Raw genomic sequence first — 12387 nt, forward strand, 5'->3', positions numbered from 1 at the left:
GCCGGGTTCACGGCACCGGCAGGTACTTGTACCCGATGCCGAAAACGGTGGTGATCAGCTTCCGCCGGCCCGGACCGAGCCGCCGGCGCAGCCGGGCGATGTGCACATCGACGGTGCGGTCGCTGGACTCGCAGTCGGGCCAGACCGCGGCCATCAGCTGCTGCCGGGTGAACGCCCGCCGCGGATGCAGCACGAGGTGGGCCAGCAGGTCGAACTCCAGCCGGGGGATGTCGATCTGCCGGCCGTCGATGGCGACGGTGCGGGCCGCGGTGTCGATCTGGATCGGCTCCGGCGCCTGCGGTGGCGCGCCGGCGGTCACCGCGGGCGCGTCCGTACACGACGGGGCGAGGATGATGTGCAGCTTGTCCGAGGTCAGTCGGTGAACCGATACCGGTTCCAAATCGTGCAGCGTGAGTTGCCACTTGCCGTCGGGGAGACGGTCGACCGCCAGGGGTGGTCCTCCGTGGCCGGACTTTGCCGGCCCGCCGAAATCGGCATCCGGACGCAACGCAAGGGGGGTCGTCGACGCGTTCATAAACATGATCTGGGCCCATTCCTCTTGCAAAGCAGGCGTGTTCGGACAGACATGGCGGTGCTCGACGCGCGGCGTGCGTACCGCTGTGCCGCGATCGCTGCGCAGCCCGGTGGCAGGCCGGGCCGGTGCACCGACACTCGTGATGCGGGTGCCCCCAACGGGCCGATCGCTCTCCCTCCCCGTCAGGGAGTGCGGTCGCGCCCGTGCCCGTACTCAGCCGTGACGTGAACAACCGTCACGTCACCGGTCCGAACGAACGCTACATGTGATCGCGCGCTTCCGGATAGTAGCTTCCGCTAATTACGGTTGCTCTTGAGCCGATTTCATGTTTGCCGGGCTTCGCGCCGGCCGGGCCCCGTTGCGCAGAGTCGCCGGGTCCCGGGAATCGGTTCAATCCACATCGATTTCCTTACACATTCCTTATGGATCCTTCCGGTTCTCGCGCCGGGCGCGGTGCCGCCGGACCGCGTCGCGGTTGGCGCAGGTGGGGGAGCAGTACCGCTGCCGGCCCGCGCGGCTGAAGTCCGCGAAGGCGGCGGGACATTCGGCCAGCGCGCAGCGGCCCAGCCGGTGCATTCCCAGCCCGCTCAGATGCAGCGCGGTGCCGACACTGGCCACCGCCCGCAGCACCCCGGCGAGGTGCCGGCCGTCCTCGCGGTAGTGGAGGTGCCAGCCGCCGTCGGCGTGGTCGGTGAGCCGTGGATAGGCGGCGGCCTCCGCGAGCAGGGCGTTGAGCAGCTCCGCCCGGCGGGCGTCGGTGGGGGCGTCGACGACCGCGGCGAACCGGTCCAGGTAGGCCAGCACCTCGGTCAGATCGTCGTCGGTCACCGGGTGGTCCAGGACCATGCCGGCCGCGACGGACCGCTCGGCCAGCTCGTTCGCGCTGGCCGGAGGGGAGTTGGTGAGGTCGACCACATAGCGGACCGGGTCCTCCCCGTAAGGGTTCAGCTGCATAAGGGCATTACATCAGGGTGGGGTCATGGACGCACACCTGGCCGGCCGGCCGCCCCGTACCTCCTCCTTGCCCGTCAACTCCCCACAGGACCACGGCAGATGGCTGCCTCTGGTCGCCGCCTGCCTGGGCACCTTCCTGCTGCTCGTCTACGCGACGATCGTGACGGTGGCGCTGCCCCGTATGGCCGGCGATCTGCACGCCGGCTTCGGGGCGCTGCAATGGATCACCGACGTCTACACCCTGGCCCTGGCCGGCCTGCTCCTGGGCATGGGCTCCCTCGGCGACGCCCTGGGCCGCAAGCGCCTCTACGTCCTCGGCCTCGCCGTCTTCACGGCCGCCACCCTCGCCTGCGCCCTGGCCGGAAACGTCCGCCTGCTGATCGCCGCCCGCGCGGTGCAGGGCATCGCGGGCGCGGCGATGTTCGCCACCCTCGTCCCGCTGATCGGCCTGGCCTACACCGGCCGGGACCGGGCCCGGGCCTTCGCCGTCTGGGGCGCGGTCGCCGGCGCCGCCGCCGGCATCGGCAACGTCGCCGGCGGCATGCTCACCCAACTGCTCTCCTGGCCATGGATCTTCTACGGCGCGCTGCCGGTCTGCGCGGTGGCGCTGTGGCTGGCGACCAGGATCCCGGCCGACCATGCCCGGAGCGCGGCCCGGATCGACTGGCCGGGAATCGCCACCTTCAGCCTCGCCGCGACCGGCATCACCTTCGGCTTCATCCGCGGCGGCGAGGCCGGCTGGGGCGATGGCCCGACCCTGCTGGGCCTCGGAGCCGGTGTGGTGCTGCTGCTCGCCTTCGCCGTCGTGGAGCGCGCCGCCCGCCGCCCGATGGCGCCGCCGGGGCTGTTCCGCACGCCCGCCTTCAACGGGCTCCTGCTCGCCTCCGGCGCCTACTACCTCGGCGCGTTCGCGTTCCTGCCGGTGCTCTCCCTCTGGCTCCAGAACGGCGCCGGGCTCGACTCGTTCGGCACCTCCCTCGTCCTCACCGTCCAGCCGCTGGCCTTCTTCGCCACCTCCGCGCTGGCCGGCGGCGCACTGCACCGGATGCCCGCCCGGTGGAGCGTCGGCGGCGGCACCCTCCTGGTGGCCGCCGGCGACCTGCTGCTCCTCCTGGCCCGAACCGGGTCGTCCTGGCAGGTGTTGACACCGGGCCTGATCGTCACCGGCGTCGGCGCCGGGCTGGTCTCACCGGTCCTGCCGGCACTGGCGATGGCCTTCGCGGAACCGGCCCACAGCGGCGTCGCCGGTGCCGCGGTCAACAGTGCCCGGCAGCTCGGACTGGCGCTGGGCATCGCCCTGTTGGGCACCGTCTTCCACGGCTCCGTTCCGGGCACCGGAGCCGGCGCCGCACCGGCGGCGTACGCGGCCGGACTGACCGCGGTGTTCCTCGTCGCGGGCGCGATCGCGGCCCTCGGCGGACTGGTGGCATGGCTGGTGTGCGGGAAGGAGTGAATATGCCGCCCAAAACCTCCGGCGCACTGGTTTCTTATTCAATCTCCGTCTGACGAAATGGTGCGGAACCAGATATTCCAGACGACTGATTTCGAAAGGTGGAGGAAGTGAGTAGGGTGTGGGCCGCTGCCGACCGACCAGCGGCGGCGGTCCGGCCGAATTCGGCATGGACGAAATGCGCGGGCGCCGCAAGGCATCCGCGTGCACCGGGAGGGGAACATGCCGGCCGGCTCTTTCGAGGGGCAGTACGTATGGAGTCCAGCAGCCGACGACCGGGCGCTGGCGCAAGCATGTGTGGATGTCCGGGCCGGGCGCTACTTCAGCGCCCATGAGGTACTCCGGGAGACCCGCCGGGATTTCGAGCTGCGGGCCCACCGGTCACTGGTACTCGCCTCCGAAGCGGCCGGCTCCGACCTCGCCGAACGCTGGCTCGACGAGGAGCCGGGCCCGGAAGCCGCCCTGCTCTGGGCACGGGTGGCGATGCTCCGGGCCCTGCGGATGGCCGACGCCGGCGACCGGCGGGCCGGCGCCCTGGAGCGCATCGCGCGCACCGCGTGCGAACGCGCCGCGAAGCTGGCGCCCGGGGACCCCACCCCCTGGGTCGCCCAGCTCGCCCTCGCCCGGCTCGACCACCCCCAGGACCCCGCCCCGCAGGGCCTGTTGACCTCGCCCACCGGGCCCTGGTACCTCCTCGCGCACATCCTCCGGCTCGACCCCTGGCACCGCGAGGCCCACCACCGCTTCCTGTCCTTCTTCTTCGCCCGCTACGGCGGCTCGTCCAGCGCGGGCTGGGACGTCGCCGCCTTCCTGAGCCAGCGCGCCGCGGCCTCCTCGCCGCTCCGGCTGCTGCCCCTGGTGGCACTCGTCGAGGACTACGACCCCGACGCGCCGCTGGCCGCCCGGGCCTGGGAACAGCCGCAGTGGATCACCGCCGCCACGGGCGTGTACCGCAACTGGTTCCCCACCGTGGCCGGCTACCGCTTCACCCCGGTCGTCGACCTGGCCTATCTCGGCCACGCGCTCTTCATGGCGAAACTCGAATTCGAGGCCCGCGAGGTCCTCACCGCCATGGGGCCCTATGCCTCCCGTATGCCCTGGAGCGCTTTCGGCGATCCCGAAGAGCAGTTGACGAAAGCCCGCAGAGCGTGCGGACTTCCCGTCCCGCACGGCTTGTGACGCACCGGCCGCATATTTCCGCCGAACCGTTGACCCCACCAGCAGAAAGGTTTCGGTAGTGTCCGACCGCACGTCCTCCCCGACTCGCGCCAAAAACCGCTCGAAACCACCGAAGGGCATGGACCCCGCCGCCCTCGACGACGACGCGACGCTGCACGCCATGGGCTACCCGCGGAAACTCACCCGCAGATTCCGCGCCTTTGACAACTTCGCCATTTCCTTCACCATCATCAACATCATCTCCGGCATCTTCTCCTCCTTCGGCTTCGGCCTGAACGCCGGCGGACCCCGCATCCTGATTTTCGGCTGGATCGGGGTCTCCCTCATGGTGCTGTTCGTCGGGGCCGCCATGGGCGAGATCGCCTCCGCCTACCCGACCAGCGGCGCGCTCTACTTCTCCGCGGGCAAGCTCGCCAAGCGCCACCACGGCGCCTGGTCGTGGTACACCGGCTGGCTCAACTTCGTCGGTCAGGTCGGCGGCACCGCGGCCACCAACTTCGCCGCCGCCACCTTCATCCAGGCGTTCATCGCCATGCAATGGCCGTCCTATCAGGCCACCGGCCCGCAGACCGTCGGCATCACCGCGGCGATTTTGCTGGTGCAAGCCCTCGCGAACACCTACACCGTCCGACTGGTCGCGGTGCTCAACCGGATTTCCGTGTGGTGGCTGCTGATCGGCATGGTGGTCATCGTCGCCACCCTCACGCTGATTCCGGCGCACCATCAAGCGCCGTCCTTCGCCACCCACTTCGCCAACAACACCGGCTTCACCAACGCCATTTACGGCGGAATGCTCGGCCTGCTCGTCACCAGCTGGACCTTCACCGGTTTCGACGGCAGTTTCCACATGTCCGAGGAAACGGTGAAGGCGACCGTCAATGCCCCGCGCGGCATCATGCGGGCCATCGGATACTCCGCCCTCACCGGGCTGATCCTCATGCTCGCCCTGGTGTACGCCATCCGCGACTACGCCGGCGCCGCGAAGGACGACGCCCCGCCGGTGCGGATTCTCACCGACGCGCTCGGCGTGCACACCGCGAAGTTCCTGCTGCTGATCGTCATCGGCGCCATGCTCTTCTGCGGGCTCGCCAACATGACCAGCAACACCCGGCAGATCTTCGCCTTCTCCCGCGACGGCGCGATGCCCGGCTCCCGCTGGTGGCACTCGGTCTCCGACCGCACCCGCACCCCCGTCAAGGCCGTCTGGCTCGCCGCCGTCTGCTCGCTGGTCCTCGTCGTCCCCGGCTGGTGGTCGCACACCGCCTTCACCGCCGTCGTCAGCATCAACGTCGTGGGCCTCTTCCTCTCCTACGGCGTGCCCATCTTCCTCCGCCTGCGGCTCGACGACTTTCAGGCCGGACCGTGGAACCTCGGCCGCTACGGCAAGCCCGTCGCCGCGATCGCCGTGCTCTGGATCGTCGTCAGCAACGTCCTGTTCATGCTGCCGCAGCAGTCCCCGGTCACCCCGGCGACCTTCAACTACGCGCCGATCGCGCTGGCGGTGGTCCTGGTGATCGCCACGGTCTGGTGGTTCGCCACCGCCCGCCGCCGCTTCCAGGGGCCGGTCAGCTACGGCAGCCCCGACGAGGTCGCGGCGATGGACCTGATCTGACCCCAGCTCCCACCAGAAAGGACGCACCCCCGATGCGACCGACCATCCGCACCGCCCCGGAAGCCGGCGAACTCGACGTCGCCGCCGCCCCGTTGGACCTCTGGCACGAGGTCGTCGAATGGACCGCCGAAGAGGGCTGGAACCCCGGCGAGGGCGACATCACCCGCTTCCACCCGACCGACCCGGGCGGCTTCTTCCTCGGCCGCCGCGGCGACCGCACCGTCTCCTCCCTCTCCCTCGTCAACTACTCCGACACCTACGCCTTCCTCGGCTACTACCTCGTCGCCCCCGACCTCCGCGGCCAGGGCCTCGGCCTCGCCACCTGGCGCGCCGCCCTCCCGTACGCCGGGGCCCGGACCATCGGCCTGGACGGGGTCCCCGCCCAGGAGGCCACCTACCGGCGCGCCGGCTTCACCGCCGCCCACGACACCCTCCGCTACACCGGCCACCCCGCCCCCGGCGCGGCGCTCTCCCCGCACACCCGCCCGGTCACCGCCGCCCACCTGGACGCGATCGCCGCCTACGACCGCCGCTGCTTCCCCGCCGACCGGCGGGAGTTCGTCACCCGCTGGCTGACCGCTCCCGGCCACACCGCCCGGGTCCACCTCCGGGACGGCGAGGTCGCCGGCTACGGCGTGCTCCGCCCGGCCCGCTCCGGCCACCGCATCGGTCCGCTCTTCGCCGACACCCGCGAGACCGCCGAGGCCCTCTTCGACGCCCTCACCGCGCACCTCGACCCCGAGGGCGAGGTCACCCTCGACATCCCCGAACCCAACACCCCCGCGCACACCCTGGCCACCACCCGTGGCCTGACCCCCCGCTCCCACACCGTGCGCATGTACACCGGGCCGGTCCCGGCCGTGGACGCCGCCCACACCTTCGGTGTCACCAGCCTCGAACTGGGCTGACGACCGGGGCCGTCCCGCCCGCCGCAGCCGGCGTACCCGCGGCGGCGCGCGTGGTGGGCCCCGACCGCCGGCCGGCCCCGCCCGGTACGGTCACGCGCCGGTCGGCACACCGGCGTTGCCGAGGATCTCGCGGGCCGGCAGCGCGACGCTCTGCGCGGCCGTCAGCCCGGACGCCGCCAGATGCGCCGTCACGATCCGCAGTCCGGCCGCGTACCCGGGGAAGTCCGGCAGCCCCACGGGCTCGGCCCCCATGAGCCGTGCGGTGGCGTCGCCGTGGACGTACGGGGTGAGGTTCTGCATACCGGCGACGTCGACCGCGGCGGTGATCTTCTCGTACGCCGCGTCCAGCGCGGCGCCGGTCAGTTCCAGGGTCCACGGGCACATGGCCTGCTCGCCGGCCAGCTCCCGCACGAACGCCTCGGCGAGCCCCTCGGCGACGACCTGTTCGCCCACCGTGACGGACGCCGGGTCCCAGACCACGTTCGCATAGCGCACGTTGTGGTGGAGCTCGTGCGCGGCGGCATGGCCGATGTTCCGCAGACTGGTCTCGGTGGGCCACATGTACAGCTGGATCGCGCCCGGGAACCCGCCGAAGCCGAGATAGCCGCGACTGCGGCCGGTCAGGTGCGCGTTGTCGGGATCGCCGAGCGTCACCACGACGTGTACGGTCCCGGCGTGCCGGACGCCGGGCACCGCGCCGTCGATCCGCTGCCACGCGGCCGCGACCGCCTCCTCGACGCGGTTCCACACGTCCGCGTCCCGCATCGTGCGCAGGGCGGCCGGATACCGCGGGTCGTCGCGGTCGATCCGGAAGCCACCGCCCCTCAGGTGCATCCCGACGAGGTCCACCTCGCCCGTCACCTCGGACATCACGTGCTGGAGGGGCTCGAACATCTCGCGCAGGGCGTCCGCCCGCTGCTCCTGCGGTCGTTCCAGGAGCTCCAGCATGGCGGACGCGGTGTCATGAACAACGATCTTCATGCCTGGGACCGTAGGCCCTCCGGTAACAGGAGGGTCAAGCGCGCCGCCCGGGCCGCCCGCCGGCCCGCCGGAGCCGCTGTCGTAGATTGCGGTAGGTCAACAGTGCTAACGGGGAAGGGAATTACCCATGGACGTCTACGAAGCGGTGGCGAGCCGGCGGGCGGTGCGCGGCTTCACCGGTGAGCCGGTGCCCAGAGAGCTGCTGGAGCGCGTGCTGGGCGCCGCGGCCCGCTCGCCGTCCGGCGGCAACCTCCAGCCCTGGTACAGCTATGTGCTGACCGGGTCACCGCTCGCCCAGCTCAAGAAGCGCACCGCGGCGCGGCTGGCCGCCGGCGACACCGGCGATGAGCGGGAGTACCAGATGTACCCCGACGTGCTGGAATCCCCTTACCGGGAGCGCCGGTTCGCCGCCGCCGAGCGGCGCTACGCCGCCCTCGGCATACCGCGGGAGGACACCGAGGCACGCCGGCGCTCCGCCGCCGCGAACTGGCAGTGCTTCGGCGCCCCCGCCGCCCTCTTCTGCTACATCGACCGCACCATGGGGTCGTCCCAGTGGGCCGACCTCGGCATGTACCTGCAGACCGTCATGCTGCTGCTGCGCGCCGAAGGGCTGCACAGCTGCCCGCAGATGGCCTGGTCGGTGTACCACGCGACGGTCGCGGAGATCGTCTCCCCGCCGGAGGGGCTGATCCTCTTCTGCGGCCTGTCGATCGGCTACGAGGACACCGCGGTGACCGCGGCCCGGACCGACCGGGCGCCGCTCGCCGAGACGGTCACGTTCCTCGGCGACTGAACCTCCGGCCGCGGGCATGCGGGGGCGGCACGCCCGCTCCGCCGCCCGCGGCCTCCGCCCGGCGCGCGAGTACGACGCCGGGCGCTCAGTGCGCGAACACCGTGCTGGCCAGGACCACATGGACGGTGGTGCCGCCGAGGATGCTGAGCAGGGCGTTGCGGCGCCACAGGTGCAGGCCGATGGTGACGGCCAGCGCCGCCAGCGGGGCGAGGGCGCGCGGCTCGGTCAGCGGCAGATCGCGCAGGCAGTAGACGAGCAGGATGACCATGACGCCGGCGGGCATGCCGCGGCTGAGGTACTGGACCGTCCGGCTCGCGCGCAGCGGGGCGAGGGCGGCGAAGGGGAGGGCGCGCAGCCCCCAGGTGACGGCGGCGGAGAGGAGGACCGCCGCGACGAGGTACGGGGTGTCAGGCATGGGCGCGCCTCCGCTCGGCAACGAAGTGGCGGGCCAGCAGACCCGCGGTGAACAGGCCGAACGCGGCCGGAAGCAGCTGGTCGGGGAAGGCCAGGCGGGCGGCGAGCGCGCTGAGCAGGGCCAGGGCCGGGGTGGGCAGATCGCCCCGCCGGTCCCGGATGGCGTCGAGGGCCAGGACGGTGAACAGCGCGGTCAGCGCGAAGTCCAGGCCCCGCACGCTCTCGGGGATCAGCGAGCCGAGCAGGGCCCCGGCGGTGGCGCTGCCGGCCCAGTACAGGTGCATGAACACCTGCAGCCACAGAATGCGGCCGCCGGGCCAGGAGCGGGCCTGCTCGCCGGTGGTCAGGGCGAACGCCTCGTCGGTGAGGGCGAAGGTGCTGTAGGTCTTGGAGGCCCGGCCCCGGACGCGGTGCAGGGGGAAGGACAGCGCGTAGAAGACATGCCGGATGTTGACGAGGAAGGCGGTCAGCGCGACCGTCGCCAGCGGGGCGACCGCGCCGACCAGGCCGACCAGCAGGAACTCGAACGAGCCGGCGTAGATGAGGGTGGCGAACAGGGACGCCCACCACCAGGCGAGACCGGAGTGGGTGACCAGCACACCGAAGGCGATGCCGAGCGGGACGAGCGCCAGGCCCACCGAGGCGGAGTCCTTGAAGCCGGCCCGGAATTGGGGCGGCGTCCGGGATGACGGGGCGGGAGGTGCGGGCCCGACGGGAGCGTCGGCGGTGACCGGGGGTATTGCCATGCCGCAATTTTAGGAGGAAATGGATCTTATTTGGTTGCCGGTCATGCCCCTATGATCGCCCTATGGGTAACGGAATCGACCTGGATGCGATCGACCGGGAAATTTTGTTTCACCTGCGTCAGGACGGGCGGCTGACCAACGTCGAGCTGGCCAAGCGCGTCGGGCTGACCCCGCCGCCGTGTCTGCGCCGGGTCAAGCGCCTGGAGGAGAGCGGTGTCATCGCCGGCTATCGCGCCGTCATCGATCCCGCCGCGGTCGGCCGCGGCCTGGAGGTGCTGGTCGACGTCGAGGTGTACGCCACCGACCGCGAGACCGTCGAGGAGTTCGAGAACACGGTGGCCGCCTACGAGGAGGTCATCGAACTGCGGCGGTTCTTCGGGCGGCCGGACTACTTTCTGCGGGTGACGGTCGCCGACCACGCCGCCTACGAGGCGTTCCTGACGCGCAAGCTGACCGGCCTGCGCGGTGTGCTGCGGGTGGACTCCCATCTGACCATGAAGAAGATCAAGACCGAGCCGTGAGCCCGCCCGGCCCCCGGTTGGCCGCTTTGCGTCTCACGGGCGGCCGCCCCAACCGCACTACGCTCCCGTCGGTGACCACGCAACCGACGAACGACGCGGCGATCCGGCAGTGGAACGACATTCCCCGGGCGGCCCTGGAGGCGATGGAACCCGACGGCGACTTCGCCAAACGCCATCTGATCAACCCGGTGCTGCTGCGGATGCTCGGCGAGGTGAACGGGCGCCGCATCCTGGACGCGGGCTGCGGGCACGGCTACTTCAGCCGCCTGCTCGCCGCCCGCAGAGCGCGCGTCACCGGCGTCGAGCCCACCGACACGATGTTCGCCTACGCACAGGAGAAGGAACGCGCCCGCGCCCAGGGCATCGCATACGTCCAGGCCGATCTGACCCGGCTGCCGGACCTCGGCGGCCCGTTCGACGCCGTGGTCTGCAGCATGGTGCTGCCGGCCGTCCCGGACTGGAAACCGGCCATGCGTGCCTGCGTCGAGGCCCTGCGTCCCGGCGGGCTGTTCCTCTTCTCCGTCAACCACCCGGCCTTCGAGCAGCTGCTGTCGACGTGGCGCGAGCACGGCGACTACCGCCTGCGCCGCTATCTGGAGGAGTACCCGATCGCCCAGACCCACGCCTGGGACTTCCACCGCCCGCTCTCGGCCTATCTCAACGAACTCGCCGCCCTCGGCTGCCGGTTGCGGGAGATCGCCGAGCCGGGACTCGACCCCGGTACGGCACGCGAAGCGCAGGACACCATCCCCGGCATCGAGAGCTATGTCCACCTGCCCAACTTCCTGATCGCGGCGGCCGAAGGCCCGTGATGCCGGGTACGGGGAGCCACGGGGCGCGGGCGCAGGGCGCCGCGCACTCCCGTGGTGTGAGGTCCGTGGACGTACGCCGGTCCGTGGCTCAGCTCAGGACCAGCATCGTCGCGATCGCCGGACCGAAGGCCCCACCGAGACCAGGAGCAGCGGACCCCAACTCGCCACCACCGCCGTCCCCGCGGCCGCCACCCCGAGCACCACGAGCACGACCCGCACCATGGCCCGGCTCAGCCGCGCGGACCCGGCCGCGAAGAACCAGAAGAGCGCGGCACCCACGAGGAGCGCCACCAACTGGCCGGTCCCGATGCTCCCCTTCGACCAGCCGGCGCGGTCGGCGAGCAGCTCGGGCACCGCGAACAACAGCGTGAAGTACGACGTCGACGCGGCGCCGTACGCCGGTACGGTCGGCAGCAGGACGAGGGCCGTGGCGAAGGCGGTGAGCAGCGCGGCCCCCCCGGGGCGTCGAACCGGCCCTCGGCGGGCTGGACTTCACGTGCGTACCCGCCCCACCTTGACGACCGCGAGCAGGGCGACCGCCGAGACTCATCGCCGAGGTCACCAGTCCCGCGCCCCCGGCCGCCTGCACCGCGCGCCCGACGAGGGCGAGCGGCAGCCAGGGGGAGACCGCGACCAGCACGGTCCCCACGAGCACCAGGGGCCCGCTCAGCCGCAGCACCGCCCGCAGGCCGCGCCGCCGCAGCAGACCCGCCATCAACGGGGTGCCGACGGCCATCGCCCAGGCGAACGTCGTGACCAGCCAGGAGGCGGCCGCGGCGCCGACACCGAGGGAGCGGGCCATGTCCGGCAGGATCAGCACCGGCGCGTTGGCCCCGGCGGCGAGGGGCGTGGCGAGCAACGCCGGCCAGATGACGGGGACATTCTGGCTCGGGTCCTTCCGGCGGCGGGCATGGCCGGGCCCCTTGGTGGACCGGACGGGTCGGTCGGGTCGCGCGGCCGGGGCGGACGGGGCCGGCGGGGTGGACGACAGGGACGTGGCGGACGTCGCAGACGTGGCGGACGTGGACATGCGGACTACCCCAGGTGGTTGCGGCGACGCAGGGACGGCATCTGACGCAGTGTCAGACCGTGGTCGTCGTCCAGGAACTCCTTGCGGATGCCCTCGGCGTCGTACCCGGTCATCGGACCCGCGGCGAGCCCCGCGGCGCGTACGCCAATGAGGAAGTAGGCGGCCTGGAGCGCGCCGTTGAGCAGGCTCGCCTGCTCGCGCACGGTCCGCTCGGCGAAGTACTCGTCCTTCAGTCCTGGTGCGTGCGGCAGCAATTGCGGGAGTTCCTCGTGGAATTCGTGGTCGGTGGCGAGGATCGCGACCAGCGGTGCGGTGGCGGTCTTGGACCGGTTGCCCTCGGCCATGCGTGGCAGGAGGCGTGCGCGGGCCTCCGGGGTGCGGATCAGGGTGATGCGCAGCGAGGACAGGTTGAACGCCGTCGGGTCGCGCTTGATCAGGTCGCGAGTTCGACG

At 71.7% G+C, this 12387-nt stretch carries 13 protein-coding genes and 2 pseudogenes; 7 read left to right on the forward strand and 8 right to left on the reverse strand.

Annotated features, from left to right (window positions below; genetic code table 11):
- Positions 1 to 7: 7 nt before the first annotated feature.
- Positions 8 to 400 carry a winged helix-turn-helix domain-containing protein gene (locus ACRAS8_RS30925; RefSeq protein ID WP_438489277.1) on the reverse strand — a complete coding sequence of 131 codons (393 nt, stop codon included), beginning with the start codon at positions 398 to 400 and terminating at the stop codon, positions 8 to 10.
- Positions 401 to 955: 555 nt separating this feature from the next.
- Positions 956 to 1489, reverse strand: a complete 534-nt coding sequence (locus ACRAS8_RS30930) for a CGNR zinc finger domain-containing protein (protein WP_438489278.1) — start codon at positions 1487 to 1489, stop codon at positions 956 to 958.
- 25 nt (positions 1490 to 1514) lie between these two features.
- On the opposite strand from ACRAS8_RS30930, the gene ACRAS8_RS30935 reads away from it, so the two are divergent.
- The 4 genes from ACRAS8_RS30935 to ACRAS8_RS30950 all read left to right on the forward strand — a co-directional run bounded on the left by ACRAS8_RS30935 (position 1515) and on the right by ACRAS8_RS30950 (position 6638).
- The gene (locus ACRAS8_RS30935; RefSeq protein ID WP_438489279.1) at positions 1515 to 2942 is read left to right on the forward strand and encodes an MFS transporter; all 1428 of its coding nucleotides are present in this window, start codon (positions 1515 to 1517) and stop codon (positions 2940 to 2942) included.
- A gap of 219 nt (positions 2943 to 3161) precedes the next feature.
- Positions 3162 to 4118 carry a hypothetical protein gene (locus tag ACRAS8_RS30940; RefSeq protein ID WP_438489280.1) on the forward strand — a complete coding sequence of 319 codons (957 nt, stop codon included), beginning with the start codon at positions 3162 to 3164 and terminating at the stop codon, positions 4116 to 4118.
- 118 nt (positions 4119 to 4236) lie between these two features.
- On the forward strand, positions 4237 to 5730 hold the full coding sequence (locus ACRAS8_RS30945) for an amino acid permease (protein ID WP_438490647.1): 1494 nt from the start codon (positions 4237 to 4239) through the stop codon (positions 5728 to 5730).
- A gap of 32 nt (positions 5731 to 5762) precedes the next feature.
- Positions 5763 to 6638, forward strand: coding sequence for a GNAT family N-acetyltransferase (locus ACRAS8_RS30950; RefSeq protein ID WP_438489281.1), 876 nt, complete (start codon positions 5763 to 5765; stop codon positions 6636 to 6638).
- A gap of 90 nt (positions 6639 to 6728) precedes the next feature.
- Here the strand turns inward: ACRAS8_RS30950 and ACRAS8_RS30955 are convergent, their stop codons facing one another.
- Positions 6729 to 7619, reverse strand: a complete 891-nt coding sequence (locus ACRAS8_RS30955; RefSeq protein WP_438489282.1) for a DUF2268 domain-containing protein — start codon at positions 7617 to 7619, stop codon at positions 6729 to 6731.
- Positions 7620 to 7746: 127 nt separating this feature from the next.
- On the opposite strand from ACRAS8_RS30955, the gene ACRAS8_RS30960 reads away from it, so the two are divergent.
- Positions 7747 to 8412 carry a nitroreductase gene (locus ACRAS8_RS30960; protein WP_438489283.1) on the forward strand — a complete coding sequence of 222 codons (666 nt, stop codon included), beginning with the start codon at positions 7747 to 7749 and terminating at the stop codon, positions 8410 to 8412.
- Between the two features lie 85 nt (positions 8413 to 8497).
- Here ACRAS8_RS30960 and ACRAS8_RS30965 read toward each other — a convergent pair whose 3' ends face one another.
- Positions 8498 to 8827 (reverse strand): branched-chain amino acid transporter permease, encoded by a 330-nt coding sequence (locus ACRAS8_RS30965; protein WP_438489284.1) that lies wholly within the window; start codon positions 8825 to 8827, stop codon positions 8498 to 8500.
- Positions 8820 to 9464 (reverse strand): AzlC family ABC transporter permease, encoded by a 645-nt coding sequence (locus tag ACRAS8_RS30970; RefSeq protein ID WP_438490648.1) that lies wholly within the window; start codon positions 9462 to 9464, stop codon positions 8820 to 8822. The genes ACRAS8_RS30965 and ACRAS8_RS30970 overlap by 8 nt, the downstream gene beginning before the upstream one ends.
- A gap of 170 nt (positions 9465 to 9634) precedes the next feature.
- Here ACRAS8_RS30970 and ACRAS8_RS30975 point away from each other — a divergent pair, with 170 nt between their 5' ends.
- On the forward strand, positions 9635 to 10093 hold the full coding sequence (locus ACRAS8_RS30975; RefSeq protein WP_438489285.1) for an Lrp/AsnC family transcriptional regulator: 459 nt from the start codon (positions 9635 to 9637) through the stop codon (positions 10091 to 10093).
- A 71-nt stretch (positions 10094 to 10164) separates the two neighbouring features.
- Complete coding sequence (locus ACRAS8_RS30980) at positions 10165 to 10905, forward strand: class I SAM-dependent methyltransferase (protein ID WP_438489286.1); 741 nt, start codon at positions 10165 to 10167, stop codon at positions 10903 to 10905.
- A 93-nt stretch (positions 10906 to 10998) separates the two neighbouring features.
- On the opposite strand, the gene ACRAS8_RS30985 is transcribed toward ACRAS8_RS30980, so the two are convergent.
- From ACRAS8_RS30985 to ACRAS8_RS30995, 3 genes and pseudogenes are all read right to left on the reverse strand, one after another.
- Positions 10999 to 11259: a hypothetical protein gene (locus tag ACRAS8_RS30985; protein WP_438490696.1), complete on the reverse strand. Its 261-nt coding sequence runs from the start codon at positions 11257 to 11259 to the stop codon at positions 10999 to 11001.
- Between the two features lie 247 nt (positions 11260 to 11506).
- A pseudogene (locus ACRAS8_RS30990) lies at positions 11507 to 11935 on the reverse strand (hypothetical protein); the annotation flags it as partial.
- 59 nt (positions 11936 to 11994) lie between these two features.
- Positions 11995 to 12375 (reverse strand): annotated as a pseudogene (locus tag ACRAS8_RS30995) (malonic semialdehyde reductase); the annotation flags it as partial.
- Between the last annotated feature and the right edge of the window lie 12 nt (positions 12376 to 12387).

Origin of the sequence: Streptomyces sp. S186 (genome assembly GCF_051603415.1) — a bacterium.
In the GTDB taxonomy this organism is placed as follows: domain Bacteria; phylum Actinomycetota; class Actinomycetes; order Streptomycetales; family Streptomycetaceae; genus Streptomyces.

Coding starts and splice junctions, on each gene's coding strand:
- ACRAS8_RS30930 (WP_438489278.1), bottom strand. CDS start 1,489: ATGCAGCTGAACCCTTACGGGGAGGACCCGGTCCGCTATGTGGTCGAC.
- ACRAS8_RS30935 (WP_438489279.1), top strand. CDS start 1,515: ATGGACGCACACCTGGCCGGCCGGCCGCCCCGTACCTCCTCCTTGCCC.
- ACRAS8_RS30940 (WP_438489280.1), top strand. CDS start 3,162: ATGCCGGCCGGCTCTTTCGAGGGGCAGTACGTATGGAGTCCAGCAGCC.
- ACRAS8_RS30945 (WP_438490647.1), top strand. CDS start 4,237: ATGGACCCCGCCGCCCTCGACGACGACGCGACGCTGCACGCCATGGGC.
- ACRAS8_RS30950 (WP_438489281.1), top strand. CDS start 5,763: ATGCGACCGACCATCCGCACCGCCCCGGAAGCCGGCGAACTCGACGTC.
- ACRAS8_RS30955 (WP_438489282.1), bottom strand. CDS start 7,619: ATGAAGATCGTTGTTCATGACACCGCGTCCGCCATGCTGGAGCTCCTG.
- ACRAS8_RS30960 (WP_438489283.1), top strand. CDS start 7,747: ATGGACGTCTACGAAGCGGTGGCGAGCCGGCGGGCGGTGCGCGGCTTC.
- ACRAS8_RS30965 (WP_438489284.1), bottom strand. CDS start 8,827: ATGCCTGACACCCCGTACCTCGTCGCGGCGGTCCTCCTCTCCGCCGCC.
- ACRAS8_RS30975 (WP_438489285.1), top strand. CDS start 9,635: ATGGGTAACGGAATCGACCTGGATGCGATCGACCGGGAAATTTTGTTT.